The 13,146-nt window shown below is 58.5% G+C and carries 16 protein-coding genes and 1 tRNA gene; all 17 read right to left on the minus strand.

All coding sequences use genetic code 11. The features are described 5' to 3' along the window. Positions 1 to 21 precede the first annotated feature (21 nt). On the minus strand, positions 22 to 1,200 hold the full coding sequence (locus tag ISN39_RS10170; RefSeq protein WP_194729960.1) for a hypothetical protein: 1,179 nt from the start codon (positions 1,198 to 1,200) through the stop codon (positions 22 to 24). Positions 1,201 to 1,224: 24 nt separating this feature from the next. Further along, positions 1,225 to 1,560, minus strand: coding sequence for a hypothetical protein (locus ISN39_RS10175; RefSeq protein WP_194729961.1), 336 nt, complete (start codon positions 1,558 to 1,560; stop codon positions 1,225 to 1,227). Further along, positions 1,557 to 1,742, minus strand: a complete 186-nt coding sequence (locus ISN39_RS36235; RefSeq protein WP_246763323.1) for an anaerobic dehydrogenase — start codon at positions 1,740 to 1,742, stop codon at positions 1,557 to 1,559. The genes ISN39_RS10175 and ISN39_RS36235 overlap by 4 nt, the downstream gene beginning before the upstream one ends. Positions 1,743 to 1,785: 43 nt before the next feature. Beyond that, positions 1,786 to 2,181 (minus strand): hypothetical protein, encoded by a 396-nt coding sequence (locus tag ISN39_RS10185; protein ID WP_194729963.1) that lies wholly within the window; start codon positions 2,179 to 2,181, stop codon positions 1,786 to 1,788. Beyond that, positions 2,178 to 2,477: a hypothetical protein gene (locus ISN39_RS10190; RefSeq protein ID WP_194729964.1), complete on the minus strand. Its 300-nt coding sequence runs from the start codon at positions 2,475 to 2,477 to the stop codon at positions 2,178 to 2,180. Before ISN39_RS10190 ends, ISN39_RS10185 begins: the two co-directional genes overlap by 4 nt. After that, a complete protein-coding gene (locus tag ISN39_RS10195; RefSeq protein ID WP_194729965.1) occupies positions 2,474 to 3,004 on the minus strand; it encodes a peptidoglycan recognition family protein in 531 nt (176 codons plus the stop codon). Before ISN39_RS10195 ends, ISN39_RS10190 begins: the two co-directional genes overlap by 4 nt. Before the next feature lie 621 nt (positions 3,005 to 3,625). After that, complete coding sequence (locus tag ISN39_RS10200; RefSeq protein WP_246763324.1) at positions 3,626 to 4,036, minus strand: hypothetical protein; 411 nt, start codon at positions 4,034 to 4,036, stop codon at positions 3,626 to 3,628. Positions 4,037 to 4,148: 112 nt separating this feature from the next. Next, positions 4,149 to 4,562 (minus strand): RelA/SpoT domain-containing protein, encoded by a 414-nt coding sequence (locus ISN39_RS10205; protein WP_194729967.1) that lies wholly within the window; start codon positions 4,560 to 4,562, stop codon positions 4,149 to 4,151. A gap of 367 nt (positions 4,563 to 4,929) precedes the next feature. Then, positions 4,930 to 5,679 (minus strand): nucleoid-associated protein, encoded by a 750-nt coding sequence (locus tag ISN39_RS10210; RefSeq protein WP_194729968.1) that lies wholly within the window; start codon positions 5,677 to 5,679, stop codon positions 4,930 to 4,932. Positions 5,680 to 5,947: 268 nt separating this feature from the next. Then, positions 5,948 to 6,112 (minus strand): Arm DNA-binding domain-containing protein, encoded by a 165-nt coding sequence (locus tag ISN39_RS10215; protein ID WP_194729969.1) that lies wholly within the window; start codon positions 6,110 to 6,112, stop codon positions 5,948 to 5,950. Between the two features lie 158 nt (positions 6,113 to 6,270). After that, positions 6,271 to 6,346: transfer RNA gene (locus ISN39_RS10220), tRNA-Lys, on the minus strand. Between the two features lie 125 nt (positions 6,347 to 6,471). Next, positions 6,472 to 7,386 (minus strand): PhzF family phenazine biosynthesis protein, encoded by a 915-nt coding sequence (locus ISN39_RS10225; RefSeq protein ID WP_039845266.1) that lies wholly within the window; start codon positions 7,384 to 7,386, stop codon positions 6,472 to 6,474. A gap of 64 nt (positions 7,387 to 7,450) precedes the next feature. Further along, positions 7,451 to 8,197, minus strand: coding sequence for an NUDIX hydrolase (locus ISN39_RS10230; RefSeq protein ID WP_194729970.1), 747 nt, complete (start codon positions 8,195 to 8,197; stop codon positions 7,451 to 7,453). Next, positions 8,194 to 9,306, minus strand: a complete 1,113-nt coding sequence (locus ISN39_RS10235) for an endonuclease/exonuclease/phosphatase family protein (protein WP_194729971.1) — start codon at positions 9,304 to 9,306, stop codon at positions 8,194 to 8,196. The genes ISN39_RS10230 and ISN39_RS10235 overlap by 4 nt, the downstream gene beginning before the upstream one ends. Positions 9,307 to 9,378: 72 nt before the next feature. Next, positions 9,379 to 10,407, minus strand: a complete 1,029-nt coding sequence (locus ISN39_RS10240; protein ID WP_194729972.1) for an ABC transporter ATP-binding protein — start codon at positions 10,405 to 10,407, stop codon at positions 9,379 to 9,381. Further along, a complete protein-coding gene (locus tag ISN39_RS10245) occupies positions 10,395 to 12,089 on the minus strand; it encodes an iron ABC transporter permease (protein ID WP_194729973.1) in 1,695 nt (564 codons plus the stop codon). Before ISN39_RS10245 ends, ISN39_RS10240 begins: the two co-directional genes overlap by 13 nt. 17 nt (positions 12,090 to 12,106) lie before the next feature. Then, complete coding sequence (locus ISN39_RS10250; protein ID WP_194729974.1) at positions 12,107 to 13,084, minus strand: ABC transporter substrate-binding protein; 978 nt, start codon at positions 13,082 to 13,084, stop codon at positions 12,107 to 12,109. Positions 13,085 to 13,146 lie beyond the last annotated feature (62 nt).

The raw sequence follows: 13,146 nt of genomic DNA on the forward strand, positions 1-13,146 counted from the left end.
TGATGATGGGGCGGTGGGGTGTTAGGCGACCGGCTTGCTGCCGTAATCCCGTGCGATCAGCTCCGGCAGCGTCAGGACGCGCAACTCGTTTGCGTTCTGCTTAGCCTGCAAATAATCAAGGAACGGAATGTCACGAGCCGCGTCGTGATTGTGAATGTGAATAATAGCTGTTGTCCCGCGAAGTATGGCAAGGTCGACAACAGCTTGCATTTGTGCAGCCGACTGCCCGGTCGCCGTATTGCTGTTCATCATGAGTCCTTGATCAGCATCAAAGCCGAAGCGCGTATACTCCTGTCCGGTTAGCGTTGTTCTGCCGATCTTCAGGCCCGCCGCCTTGAGTGCGGTCTGAAGCTTTCCAACCGCGAAAGCGCCGCTCCAATCGACAGCAAGCGCCGGTTTCGTCTGCACCGGAACGGGATTGCTCAAGGTGAAATGCGTTGTGTCGGCCACGGCGGTGACGGTCGTTCCGGCTGGGATGCCGTAACCTGCCATGCTCATTCCGACCGCTACGGCAGTTGCGGGCGCGGCACCTGCAACAACGTTGTTCGATCCATCCCCGGTCAAGGCCGCGATCTGGATGCGGGTGGCATTGTTGTCGGTTTCACCGTTCGGATACCAGAACGCGTCCCAGCCCCATCCGAGCGCGCCCGCCGAAAGGCCATGATCAACAAGCCACTGCTTGCCTTCTGCTAGCTCCGTGACGACTGCAGCCGGGTTTGCCCTCAAGGTCATCAAGGCGTCGTCACGCGTGCCATCGAGGCACATCGCCGCGACACCCGCATCATACATTTCCTGAAGCTCTTCAATTAGCATACGGCCTGAGATGCGGGTTCCGTCCAGCCCGATCATCCCCCAAGGCACCATGCAGGTAAATTTCAGACTGCGATTCTGGTATTCCGGGAAAGCCTGCTGATGCTGCGACAGGAAGCCGTCATCGTAGGTTGGGCATATGGTCGGGATGCCGCCAGCGTTTCGCACGGCAGCATCCACCCGTAGCGTTGCGCCGTAGGGCAGAACTTGGGGAGCGGTGCCCATATACTTCGTTCCGGCACCGAGCGCCACGACGTTGGCATTTTCCGAGACGTGCTGTGCACCGAGCGAGTTGCTGCCGGAAATACTGGACGTATTGCCAAACCGAACCGCCACAGCAAATGAATTTGCTGCCGTTGAACCGACGGCCAAAAGTTGGGCTGCTGCCATGATGATCTCCTAGTATGTGGTTGGTTAGGCTCTGGTAGTGCGCGTGGTGCGCTCGAATGCGCGGTCTAGCCTCTCGTGGAGACCGTCGATGCGATTGCCGACGCCTTCGATGGCTCTGAGCAATTGCGCCGTCTGTTCTTGCATGCCAGCCTTGGTTGCGAATGTTTCTGCGGCATGGAGCTTGTGAGCGGCGAGGTCAGTAGTGGCCTTGTCTGCCTTGCCTTCTGCAGCCTTTATCCTGCCGTCCGTGGCCTTGTCTGCCTCCTTCACGCGGCTATCGATGCGCCACCAGATGCCCCAGCCAGCGCCAGCCACGGTCAGGAAGAAGAGAACCGCCTTCATGATTTCCTCTGGCGTCATTTCTTCACCGCCTTGCCAGCCAAGCCAGCATCGCGGTCGGCGTAGAAATCACGCAGCGCCAAATGGCGACGAACGCACGACAGCAGCCGTTCGCGGTCCTTGATCCACAGCTTCTCAAGCTGCGCTTGCGCCAGCGGCTTGTCGCCGATATCGACAGGCCCGACGCACTTCTCGAGCAACATGCTATCCGCCTTCCGCAACACAGGCGGCGGGACGACGACTAGTTTATCGTATCTGGTTGATACGGCGCACGCTGGGAGCACCAAGCACAGGCTTGCCAGCATCAGGATCTTGGTCAGCTTCACGCTGGAGCTCCTCAATTCTTTTTTCGAGTTGTTCGGTGATGGCGGCGTCGGCTGCAATGCGTGCGGCTTCGCGCTCTTTGGCTGCGTTGTTGGCCGCGTCCTGGCGCTCGATTTCGGCGGTGCGTGCGTCTGCGGCTTGCCGTTTCATCTCGGCTATCTCTGCCGTAAACTTGGCGCTAGCCGCACCGTACCCGCGGTCATAAATGCCGTCGTAAACCTTGTATCCAGCAAGGAGCACGAGGCCGGCCGCAAGCAGGATGGCCGCGCCCTGTACCAGCCATTTGTCGATGCCAAGGAATTTTGCGATCCACGTCATGCTAGTTGATCCTCCGGCGTTGCGGACTTTGTCACAGGCGGCTCTATCGGGTAGTAACCGCCCGCCGTCGCTCCGCTCTGCGTGATCGACTGCACGTAAGACCGCAGGTCCAAATGACCGACACCCAGATATGCGCCGGCGATTCCGAGCACGAAGGCGAAGCCGCTAGCCGCCACATACGCGGCCTGCAAATAAACGATGGCTAGATAGATCGCGCCCCAAGCAAGCGCGACGTTGATGCCAACGAGCCATTTTGAGAAGCGGCGCTTACTTCTTTTTATTGGTGCTACAGTCATAGCCGCCCCGCCACGGCCGCACGCAGCAGATCGCCGCACGCCTTGGCGCCCTTCACTTCAGGCGCGAATGCCAGCCGCGTGAAATCCCACTTGCCGCGCTGCTTGATCCCCAAGTTCCCCTGCACTTCAGCATGGCTAAGCACAGTGCGGGGCGTGACGGGGATGCCGTAGGCGTGGCACAAATCCGCCACCACGGAAGCCAACTTGTCCCACTGCGCCTTGGTCATCGGCGACTTGCCGGGATTAAACGGCGCCTCCGTCGCCAGAGCCATGCAGCACAACGACACGCCGATGCTGCCACTGTTGCAATTCAGCGTGTGAGCGGCATAGCCCTTCTTTGCTGGCGATTCGTTCAGTGCGATCGATGGGCGCCCGCGCACCACATTGCCATCGGCTTCAATCAGGATGTGATAGTGTTCACGATCGAAATTTGTCGCGTTGTGGCCGCCGGCCGTCCAATGGCAAATCACACGCTCCATTTGGGCGCGCGGAAGCCACCCCTCGGGCAGCGCAGTTGTGGTGGTCATTTGGTTGTCCTTGGTGGATTGGTGGCTAAGCAGAGCGCACGAGCCCGTTTGCAGGCGCGAGGACCGGCATGGCTTTCTCCAGAATGTGGGGAAGCGTGGATTGAGTTTGCGCTGTGGATATCGGGGAAAACCCCGAACAATCCTGAATGATGCTCACATAAAATCGACCGAAAGCTGCACCTGCACGCGGAGGCCGTCAGTCAAGTTCTCCAGATTGGGGAAGTATCCTACAAAAGAGGTAGATATAATTAGCGATCGCTTATGTTACGCATGCCTTCGCGGCAGTTGTATTGCCGTCGCCGCGCTATCAGAGCGGGTCGCATCTGGGGTGCGGCCCGTTTCATTTTGATCGATAGCATGTCGTTGAGGTCAGGCGCGGAAGCACCCGGCGCCAGTTGGCGGCGAGTAAGATATTCCTGTGGTGGTGAGATCAGATCGGCACGCGCCCGGTGGATATTAACCCGTCATTATCCTTACCGGATCATTGAGATGGTCGACAGCTGGCGAAAATCGGAGTCGTCCGGCCGAGCGCAAAGATCACCGTGGCATTAGGGAATGGTTTGTGACGGACGAGGGGCGCGCAGAGATCGAACGAATTGATACGTGGCGGGATTGGAAGTTTTAACCGTGCAGCCCGTAACCCAACAGTGAGTACAATGGCGCCAACTCTTCATCGCTTAGGGGACTATCAACTTTTGCGTTCTCGGGAGATCCCGAGATAGCGAAAAGCACAAGTAACACGGCTGGAACATCGAAAATAAAATCCGATGCATCCCGATTGGCGAGCCTTTCTCTGATGTAAGGCTTTTTGTCGAGCCATTCCCGCAGGTCGGCCGAAAAGTTTGCACCCGCAAACTTCTTATAGTGATCGATCAGCCGAGTGTTGAGAGGCGAAGGTATGGGTTCCCGGCCGGTGAGTGCACGATATTCCACCATGAGATCGGCCTCGACCTCGCGTGCCGACCTTTCTTTGGTGCGGATTATCTCGACCACTTCTGAGAAGTAATCGTCAGTCGCTTCGATGAGTGCCATGCTCTTGGCCGCGGCACGCATCATCTCCGGAGTAGTGGCAACGGAGGGCTTGTATATCGTGTCGTGCGTCAGCTCACTGTATGCATGTTGGAGCAATGTCCGAACTTGAATCTCACATGGAAGATCTGCCGGGAGATCCACCCCCGTGTTTCAAACCCGGTTTCGACCGGACTACGTAATGCAGTGACTGATAGTCGAAGACGGAGGGGTTGGCCTGTCGCTCTAACTCGAAGTCTCGAGCCTTATCCGCGGTCCAATAAGCGGTTGCGCTCTCAATGCATTTTCCTATCAGGCGGACATCTTCGTTCAGCAATACAACAAACCTCACACCGACTTTATCTTCGATGTCATTGTAGGGATCGGCATACTTTTTCCGGATGAAAGCTTTCTGAACAAGCGACTCCTCCGTCTTCACACGGGGGACGACAGGCATACGTAGAAACAGCCCCAAGCCTGTGGGGGCTAGTTCCACCGTTAGCAACTGCACAATCTTGTCGACAACGAAATGGCCCCAAGCATCATACACGGGGCGCTCACGTTGCCATCGTTCGACAAAAGCCTTTCGATCAGTCACAGCTGATCGGTCATCGTTCGATTAATGGTGATCTGGATCCACATTTGTTTGCCTTCGCCTCCAAACTCCTCAGCGGGAGCTTCTTTGATTGTAACTTCGTGGTTGTGCAACAATTCGGGCGGTACAGAAAACTCGATATTGTCACCGAATTAAAATTTCCTTCTCCTAAGCCGGGCGCCCATCTCGGCGGTATCCCTGACTACAGCCCGCTCGGGGAAGCGTTTCGACACCATGAAACGCTTGTAGGCGTCCTTTTGGTCGTTGGGCAGATACTTGTCTGCGAATTCGTGGGTAGTAAAGGTCGCTGCCTGCTCGGTCTTTACGAAAGTATAGAGCGCATCTCCGAGGTCGCGCTTCTTGTCAGGTGAAAACGGCCCGCGTCGCACAACTCTTTGGTCAGGTCGTAGAAGCGTGAGGTCTCGTATGCACCATTTGCTGGGAACAAGCAGCCAAAGAAGCTCTCGTAAAAGTATTGAGCAGCTGTTTCGCGGTGCGAACTCGAAATGTTGCTGTCGAAGATTATTGCTCGCCAGTAGAAACCGTCATCTTTGGGTTCCTGAACGAGAAAGCCGATTTTATACAATCGGGTGGCCGGCGTGAGAAAGATGTTGTCGAGGAATTCGGTAAGAATTTTCTCCGCGTTTTTGCTGCGTCGGAAGCCGCTCTGCGTTTCGGCCTTAATCACTCCCAGGAATTTTCGTTCAGGAACACCGAAGGATCCGTCGAATGCGATTACCACTCCTCCGGGAATGCTTCTCGCTTTCTGAGCAGATGCAAGACGCACCGCAATTTCCTTAGATACTTCAAGAAAATCAGTGTCATCAAGGTCGATAAGCCGGCCGGCGATATCGACCATGCTGCTAGCTGAAAAGTCAGAGATATGCATTTCAATGCTCTTTGACTGCGTCGACAGCGCTTCCGTTACTCGGAGCGTGAAGGCTCCCTTTGCCGCCGCCTCCAAATCTTCAAGCGCTTCACCGTACACGGGATCTTTTGGCTGCCTGTCGTCATCACGTTTCAACACCTCGTGCATGACCACGCGGTTAATCTTGAGGTTCTCCAGCTGCATTACGGCTCCGAATCAATGCTTGGTTGAAAGTAAAGTAGCATTGACAAACAACCCGTTATCACAACAGGAACATAAAGAGAACATTGTGCACGACGTGCGCGAAGTCAACAAGAAAATGGTTTTCTATTTTGAAGCTGGTCGTCGAGACTCGCCCGCCGCTCATCTGAACGCGTCCGGGCCGTAGTGCCAGCGGGAACGGAAACTTTTCACCGCGTCTTTGGTTTGACACACGGATCGCGCGGCACAGCCCTCCTGTAACAGTGCTTGCTTATGGTCCGAGCGATAGGAGCTTCTCGGCGCCAGCAAACCGATATTTGAGCCTCCAATGTTTTCCACCGGCCGGCGTGACATGGACGTAGAGCCCGCCGCTGTCGCTTAGTTTATAGGCCTTATCTTTCGCTGCTGCTTTTTTGATCGCTGTGTCGGTCAGCACTTATCATACCCCCAATGACGCGCCGCCTACCCCCATTCACACCCCCAATCTTGTGGGCTTGGGTGAATAAGATTGGCAACACATGGAAACAAAGAACCGCAAGAAGGCGTGAGTTTCAAGGCTTCTGGCAATTCATGAACTAGCATGGGAAAGATAAATGGTGGGTGATGTAGGGCTCGAACCTACGACCCGCTGATTAAGAGTCAGCTGCTCTACCAACTGAGCTAATCACCCGTTCGCGCTTGGCTGCGCGGTGTGACGGGGCGTATAAACAGGATCGCAGGCCTTGTCCAGCGCCCTGCGGAAAATTCTTTGATTAATTTCGAAGATTTTTCTGCATGGCTGAAATGGGAATGAAATCAAAGGTCGAGCGTACCCGTGGCAAGGCGCACCGCCTGCCCCCCGATCCGGGCATTGGAGATGGTGCCGGCCTCGACATCGACATGCAGGTGGATGAAGGATGGCCGCCCCATCTCCACCCCCTGTTCAATCGTGATCGGATGATGGCCGTCCGGCAGCCGGTCGAAATGGTGGATCGCTCCCGAAAGTGCCGCGACTGCGGAGCCGGTTGCGGGATCCTCGGATATCCCCATGTCGCTTGCAAACATGCGCGCGTGGAACTTCGCCGAATGGTTGACGCCGGCGCGGCAGTAGATATAGGCCGAGGCCAGCGAACCGTCGACGAAGGGCACGGTCTTTTCAAAGAGCTGCGGATCGAATTCCAGCCGTTTTGCAACCCCGACATCGTGGACCGGCACGAGCAGGAAAGGAACGCCGGCGCTCCAGATCGAGGGCACGTGATTTTCGAAACCGATCTCCGTCACCTTGAGCGACAGCGCATTGGCGATGCCGAGCTTTTCGAGCGGCATATTGATCTGCTGCGATTTCCGCGGAAGATCGAATTCGGCAAAGCTCACCTCGCCCCGCCGCAGCCGGACCGCGCAGCGCACCGGCCCGACATTTTCCTCCAATACCGAAACGAGATCGAGCGTCATGTCGCGGCCGTGCGCCTCTTCGGCAAGGGCAATCGCCGTGCCGACGGTCGGGTGGCCGGCGAAGGGCAGTTCGCGGCCCGGCGTGAAAATCCTGAGCTTGGCTGTATAGGCTGGATTTGCCGAGGGGCGTACGAAGACTGTCTCGGAGAGATTAATCTCGCGGGCGATCGATTGCATCGCCTCCTCGCTGAGATCGTCGCCGTCGAAGATGACGGCCAGCGGATTTCCCGCGAGTTTGCGGTCGGTGAACACGTCATAGACGCTGTAGCTGCGCGCCACATCGGCCTCCTTAATCGGTCATCGAACCTGCAACCTGCCCGACCGGCGAAACGAGTGCAAGATATTAGCCCTCGTTTGTACTAGCGAAATACCAATCGATGATCGGAAGCATGGCGACGTTATAGGGATAGGCCGAGTGATCAGCAGAACGGATCGCAACCGCTCCGGCAATTTCCTTGTCCTCGGCAACGAGCATATGGGCCGCGATCCGCCCAATCATTTCGTCCGCAGCCAGGCCGAAACGGAACAGCCGGAACACGGTGACCGCGCGGCGGAAATGGCAGGCGTAGTAAGTGGTATCCGGCGTTGCATTGCGAAGTTCCATGCCTGTCTCCTCGAGCACTTCGCGCCGCATATTGCTCTCGACGTCGCAACGGCCGCCGGCGATATCGTCGAGGTCCAGCGAGCCGGCGGCGCAATAGACCTGACCGGCATTTGCCGTATGCGCGCCCATGCGCACGGCGATGATCGCGCCATCTGACGAGACCATGATGCCGAAGGCAAAAAGGTGGATGCCGCCGCGGCGCTCGGCCTGCTTGCGCCACCACAGAAAGGTGGAGAAGGGAATGATGTGGCCCCTGCCCGCAATACCGCCATCGTTCAACGCAAGCTGATGCTGAAACACCATACGACCATCGAAAAGCTCCGGTTTGGCCGATATCTCGCGCTTCCAGTTCTCGCTCGCGAGTGCTGCATTCTGCAGATGATAAGGATGCTCGCCCGCCAGCACGCGAAGGTCGATGGAGGCGACAGGAAAAACAGTCTTCTCCGGCGGCCAGCCGGTAAGATCGTCTGAAAATGCAAGACTCATGTCAAATCCAGTGTCATGACGACGGGGCAATGGTCGGAGGCTTTCGGCCGATCCCAGCCGGTGCGCGGATAGCGCTCGACCTCCTGGCCGGGCGGAAAGATAGTGCGGAAGGGCTGACCGTTGCGGATGATCTCCGGCACCCGGCCGGTGTTCGCTTGCGCAAGCGCCGGCGAGAGCCAGAGATAGTCGAGCTGGCAAAGCCACTGCTCTTCCGGTCCCCGCGCGTGATAGAGCGTCCAGCGGTCGAGCGGATCGCGGCGGCGCGCGACATTCTCGGCAAAACCGTCATGGCTGAACACGTCGAGCGCGCTTTCGGTTTCGTCCGTGTGTTCGAAACGGTATCCGCTGCGACGCACGCCGATGACGTTGACGCGCTCCTGGTAGTCGTTCATGTCGCCGCAGATCACGAAATTCTTCCTGGCGGTATGTCCGGCGCCGAAACGGCTCTCGACAATCCGGCGCACGGCCAGCGCCTCCGCCCGGCGGACAGGCATCGTTGCCTGCCGGCTGCTGACGCCGTTGGTGCGCGGCCCATCCATCGACTTGAAATGCACGACATAGAGCGTCAGCGGCACACCGCCGATCGAGAGATCAAGTTCCAGGCAGTCGCGCTTGAAGATCTTGTCGTCGATGCGATTGGTGAGCGCCAATTGATCGTTGAACAGATCGAGCTCGCGATAGGTGAGCATCGCGTGGCTCTTGATCTCCTTCAGTTCGATCTTCTGGCCGTCGTGCGTTTCCTCGCGTACGAGGACCGCGACATCGATGCCGCGGCTGTCATTACCCTTGACGAGATACTTCTGCCGGTAGCCGGTTCCCACCATCCGGAAAAGATAACCGTACTCGAAGGCTTGCAGTGCCCCCATGCTATCAATTTCCTGCAGGCAGAGAATGTCCGCATCGGCATCGGCGATCGCAAGCGCCGTCATCTGACGTGTATCGTCGGTCGAGGCGACGACCCGCGCTTGCTCGAGCTGCTGGTAGACGCCTTCGCTCTGTATCTCAAAAAGCTTGATGACGCGGTCCTGGCGCAGTTGGTTGCGAAAACCGGTAAAATCGAAACGCGTCATCAGGTTTTCGACGTTGAACGTGGCAATGCGAAGCGACATCGAACATTTCCGGTTGGCGTTATGTCATTTGTAGAGACGAAAGAGGCATTCGGGAAGGCAGCGAGACGGAAATCAGAGCCGCCATGCCGAACGGATCGCAATCTTCAGCGCATCGCCCGCCTGCACCGTCGTGCGGCTGAAGGCACGCAGCATCTGGCCGTCCGCCAGGGCGAGTTTCAGCGCATAACGCTCGCCTTCATAGAGAACCGATTCCACCGTGGCCGGAATGCCCCCGCCACCGAGCAGGACGTCTTCCGGACGCACGAGCATATCGATCTGCGGCCCCTCGCTCGGTTGATCTAGAATGATGGCCTGCAGCGCATTCCAATCGAAATTTCGCTTATCACCGCCAGGGGACCGCGTAGTCAGGATCGCCCCCCGCCCGATCAATCCGCCGACCATCCGGCCTTCCGGGCGTGCATAAATCTCGGCAGGCGGCGCGACCTGCAGCAGGTGGCCCTCCGACATCACCGCAACGTCCGTTGCAAGCGCCATGGCCTCACTCTGGTCATGCGTCACATAGATCATGGTGGCGCCGGAGCGCAAATGAAACTCGCGGAAACTCTCTTCCATCTCCTGCTTCAGGTGCCGGTCGAGATTGGCGAGCGGCTCGTCGAGCAGAACCACATCTGGCGATGTCACCAGGCAGCGCGCCAGCGCCACGCGCTGGCGCTGGCCGCCAGAGAGGTCGGCCGGACGCCGCTCGGCGTATTCCGCAAGCCGCACGGTCGAAAGGGCGTCTCGCACCTTCCGGCGATAGGCTTCGCCCACAATGCCGCGCACCTTCAGAGGATAACCGACATTATCGGCGACATTCATATGCGGCCAGAGCGCGTAGGACTGGAAGACCATCGCCATGTTGCGCCGTTCGGGCGGCAGGGATTGCGACGCGTCCGCAAGCAGCCGCTCGCCGAGATGGATCGAGCCGTCGGTCGGCGTCTCGAAACCTGCAATCATTCGCAGCACCGTCGTCTTGCCGCAGCCGGAGGGACCGAGCAGCGCCAGGAATCCACCCTCGCGCACGTCGAGTGAAAGTGCGCTCACCGCTGGTCTTCCAGTGCCGAAATCCTTACCGACATGATTGAGGATCAGCTTCGCCATGGCACCACTCCCTTGGGCAGCCGCTTTGCCAGCAATTCCAGAAGCAGCATCATGACGATGACCATCAGGACGATAAGCACGGAAAGCGCAGACGCCAGATCCGAACTGCCGCTGTCATCGAGATTGTAGATCGCCACGCCAAGCGTCTGGGTGCCCGCAGACCAAAGCAGCGCCGAAATCGTCAGTTCGTTGCAGGCAATTAGAAAGACGAGGATGACCGAGGCGCCAGCCGCAGGCGCAATCAGCGGCACTATGATATCCCTCAGCCGGCGGAAGAAGCCTGCGCCGGAAAGCCGCGCTGCCTCCTCCAGCGCCGGATCGAGCTGATGGAACGCGCTGACGACCGGCTTCAGGCTGACGGCAAAGAAGCTGGAGAGGTAGGCGATCAGGATGATCCAGATCGTGCCGTAGAACGTGATGTTGAGAACCGGCAGCGGCGCGGCGAAGACGAGGATGAAACAAACGGCAATGACGATGCCCGGCAGCGAATAGGGTATCTCAATCAGACTTGAGACGGCGCGCGAAATCGCATCTCTGCGCCGCGTCAACGCATAGGCCGACAGAACAGTCACCAGCAGGAGACACATGGCCGTTCCGGCCGCAAGAGAAAGCGAATTGACGAAGGCCGTCCGCGTCACCGCCTGGCGAAAGAGGATTTCATGAAAAGCGTTGAAGGACATGGTCTTGAAGCTCAGTGGCACGCCATAGGCCGGCACCAGCGCGCCGGCGAGCAGCGCGAAGAACGGTGCGGCCAGCATGAAGAACAAGATGACCCAAAGCAGCGGCGCGAACAGATATTTCCAGCCACCGAGATCGAAGGTGGCAGTCGCACCCGAAAGGCCAAGCACGCGATAGTCTCGGCCGCGCAAGGCCCGATCCTGGATCGCAAGCCCGGCGACGGAGATAATCGCGATGATGGCCGACAGCAGAGCGACTTCGCCGAATGTGCGGCTGGTGAAGGCCGAGAATTTCGAGAAGATCAGCGTCGGTAAGGTGTAGATCGAGGCAGGAATGCCGAGGATCGCCGGGATGCCGAAATTGCCGGTGCAGGAGACAAACGAGATCGCCGCACCCGCGATGACACCGGGCAGCGACAGTGGCAGGATGATATCGCGAAAGACACGAAAGCTGGATGCGCCGGAAAGCCGCGCGGCCTCGACGCCGTCGCGCGGCAATGCCATCAGCCCGGCCCTCAGAGCCAGGTAGACGAGCGGCGCGTGCTGCACGCCATAGAGCAGCGCAATACCGCCGACCGAATAAAGCGGCTGCGGGGAGCCGAGCGGCGGCGCGATATGCAGCGCTTTGAGAAGCGGGCTCGACGGGCCGGACATCTGCACCCAGGCGAGAGCCGTCACCTGCGGCGGGATCATCATCGGCAGCACGAAGAGGAAGCTCAACAGCCCCTTCCCGCGAATATCCGTCAGTGTCAGCAGAAATGCGAAGGCGCAGCCGATGACGAGTGAAATCACCGTGCCAAGGATGGCGGTGACGATCGTGTAATAGGTGGCCGACCAGAGTGCGGGATCGGCAAGCACGGCAGACACGCCGCCATTTGCCAACGCGGCGATGCCTGCAACGGCAAGCCGCGCCAGCGGCAGCACGCTGAGGATCAGAACCACCAGAATGATGAGAGGAAACAACCAGGCCGGCTGGCTGCTTCCTGCACGAACATATCCCTGCATCGGGTATCCGGTGGTGATCAGTTCGATCCGTAGATGCCCGAGAAGGTCTTCAGATCCTGATCGGTATTCTTCAACGCTTCGCCAGCCTTGATCGGCAGCACCTTGATGCTGTCGCGTGCAGGGAAGCCTTCCGGCAGCTTCATACCGTTGCGGGCCGGAATATAGCCGAGCTTCAGGAAGCCTTCCTGACCCTTTTCGGAAAGCACGTAGTCGACGAATTTTTTCGCCGCTTCGGCGTTCTTGGTGCTTGCTAGAATGCCGACCGGCTCGGTCACGGCCGAAACACCCTCTTGCGGGAAGACGAACTCGACGGGTGCACCCTTTGCCTTCTCGCGGATCGGCATATAGTCGACGACCATGCCATAGGCCTTTTCGCCCGAGGCGACCGACTTCAAGACAGCGCCGTTGCCGCCGGCAGCTATGGCACCGTTTGCGGCAAGCGCCTTGTAGTAGTCCCAGCCGAGGCCATCGACTGCAGCCAGCGTCTGGGCGTGGATGAGCGCGGCACCCGAGGTCAGCGGGCTCGGCATGGCAACGAGGCCCTTGGCTTCGGGCTTCGTCAGATCCTTCCAGCTCGCCGGCTTCATCGAGGCCGAGGTATTGTACATGATGCCGGTGGTGATCAGCTTCGTTGAATAGTAGTGGCCGTCAGCATCGTAGAGAGCGGCGTCGTAGCTTGCGGCTTCCGGCGACTTGTAGGCGAGCAGCTTGCCGGCCTCCTTGAGGCGCTCCAGCGTCACCGTATCGGCGATCAGCAGCACGTCGGCAACCGGGTTGCCGGCTTCGATCTCGGCCTGCAACTTCGCCATGATCTTCGGCGTGCCGTCACGCACCCAGTCAACCTTGACCTCCGGATTTTCGGCCATGAAGCCATCGACCGTCGCCTGCGCGTCCTCGTTCGGCTGGCTGGTATAAAGCACGAGATTGGCAGCCTCAGCCGAAACGGAAACGAGACCGGCAGCCAGCAATGCGGCAAAGATGGAGAGCTTCTTCATGGCAATTCCCTCATGATGAACATGACGGTTCCATAGAGAGGCCGAATAACATGATTGTGACA

This window comes from Rhizobium sp. 007 (genome assembly GCF_015353075.1).
Classification (GTDB): domain Bacteria; phylum Pseudomonadota; class Alphaproteobacteria; order Rhizobiales; family Rhizobiaceae; genus Rhizobium.

Coding starts and splice junctions, on each gene's coding strand:
- ISN39_RS10170 (WP_194729960.1), bottom strand. CDS start 1,200: ATGGCAGCAGCCCAACTTTTGGCCGTCGGTTCAACGGCAGCAAATTCA.
- ISN39_RS10175 (WP_194729961.1), bottom strand. CDS start 1,560: ATGACGCCAGAGGAAATCATGAAGGCGGTTCTCTTCTTCCTGACCGTG.
- ISN39_RS36235 (WP_246763323.1), bottom strand. CDS start 1,742: ATGTTGCTCGAGAAGTGCGTCGGGCCTGTCGATATCGGCGACAAGCCG.
- ISN39_RS10185 (WP_194729963.1), bottom strand. CDS start 2,181: ATGACGTGGATCGCAAAATTCCTTGGCATCGACAAATGGCTGGTACAG.
- ISN39_RS10190 (WP_194729964.1), bottom strand. CDS start 2,477: ATGACTGTAGCACCAATAAAAAGAAGTAAGCGCCGCTTCTCAAAATGG.
- ISN39_RS10195 (WP_194729965.1), bottom strand. CDS start 3,004: ATGACCACCACAACTGCGCTGCCCGAGGGGTGGCTTCCGCGCGCCCAA.
- ISN39_RS10200 (WP_246763324.1), bottom strand. CDS start 4,036: ATGGCACTCATCGAAGCGACTGACGATTACTTCTCAGAAGTGGTCGAG.
- ISN39_RS10210 (WP_194729968.1), bottom strand. CDS start 5,679: ATGCAGCTGGAGAACCTCAAGATTAACCGCGTGGTCATGCACGAGGTG.
- ISN39_RS10230 (WP_194729970.1), bottom strand. CDS start 8,197: ATGAGTCTTGCATTTTCAGACGATCTTACCGGCTGGCCGCCGGAGAAG.
- ISN39_RS10235 (WP_194729971.1), bottom strand. CDS start 9,306: ATGTCGCTTCGCATTGCCACGTTCAACGTCGAAAACCTGATGACGCGT.
- ISN39_RS10240 (WP_194729972.1), bottom strand. CDS start 10,407: ATGGCGAAGCTGATCCTCAATCATGTCGGTAAGGATTTCGGCACTGGA.
- ISN39_RS10245 (WP_194729973.1), bottom strand. CDS start 12,089: ATGCAGGGATATGTTCGTGCAGGAAGCAGCCAGCCGGCCTGGTTGTTT.
- ISN39_RS10250 (WP_194729974.1), bottom strand. CDS start 13,084: ATGAAGAAGCTCTCCATCTTTGCCGCATTGCTGGCTGCCGGTCTCGTT.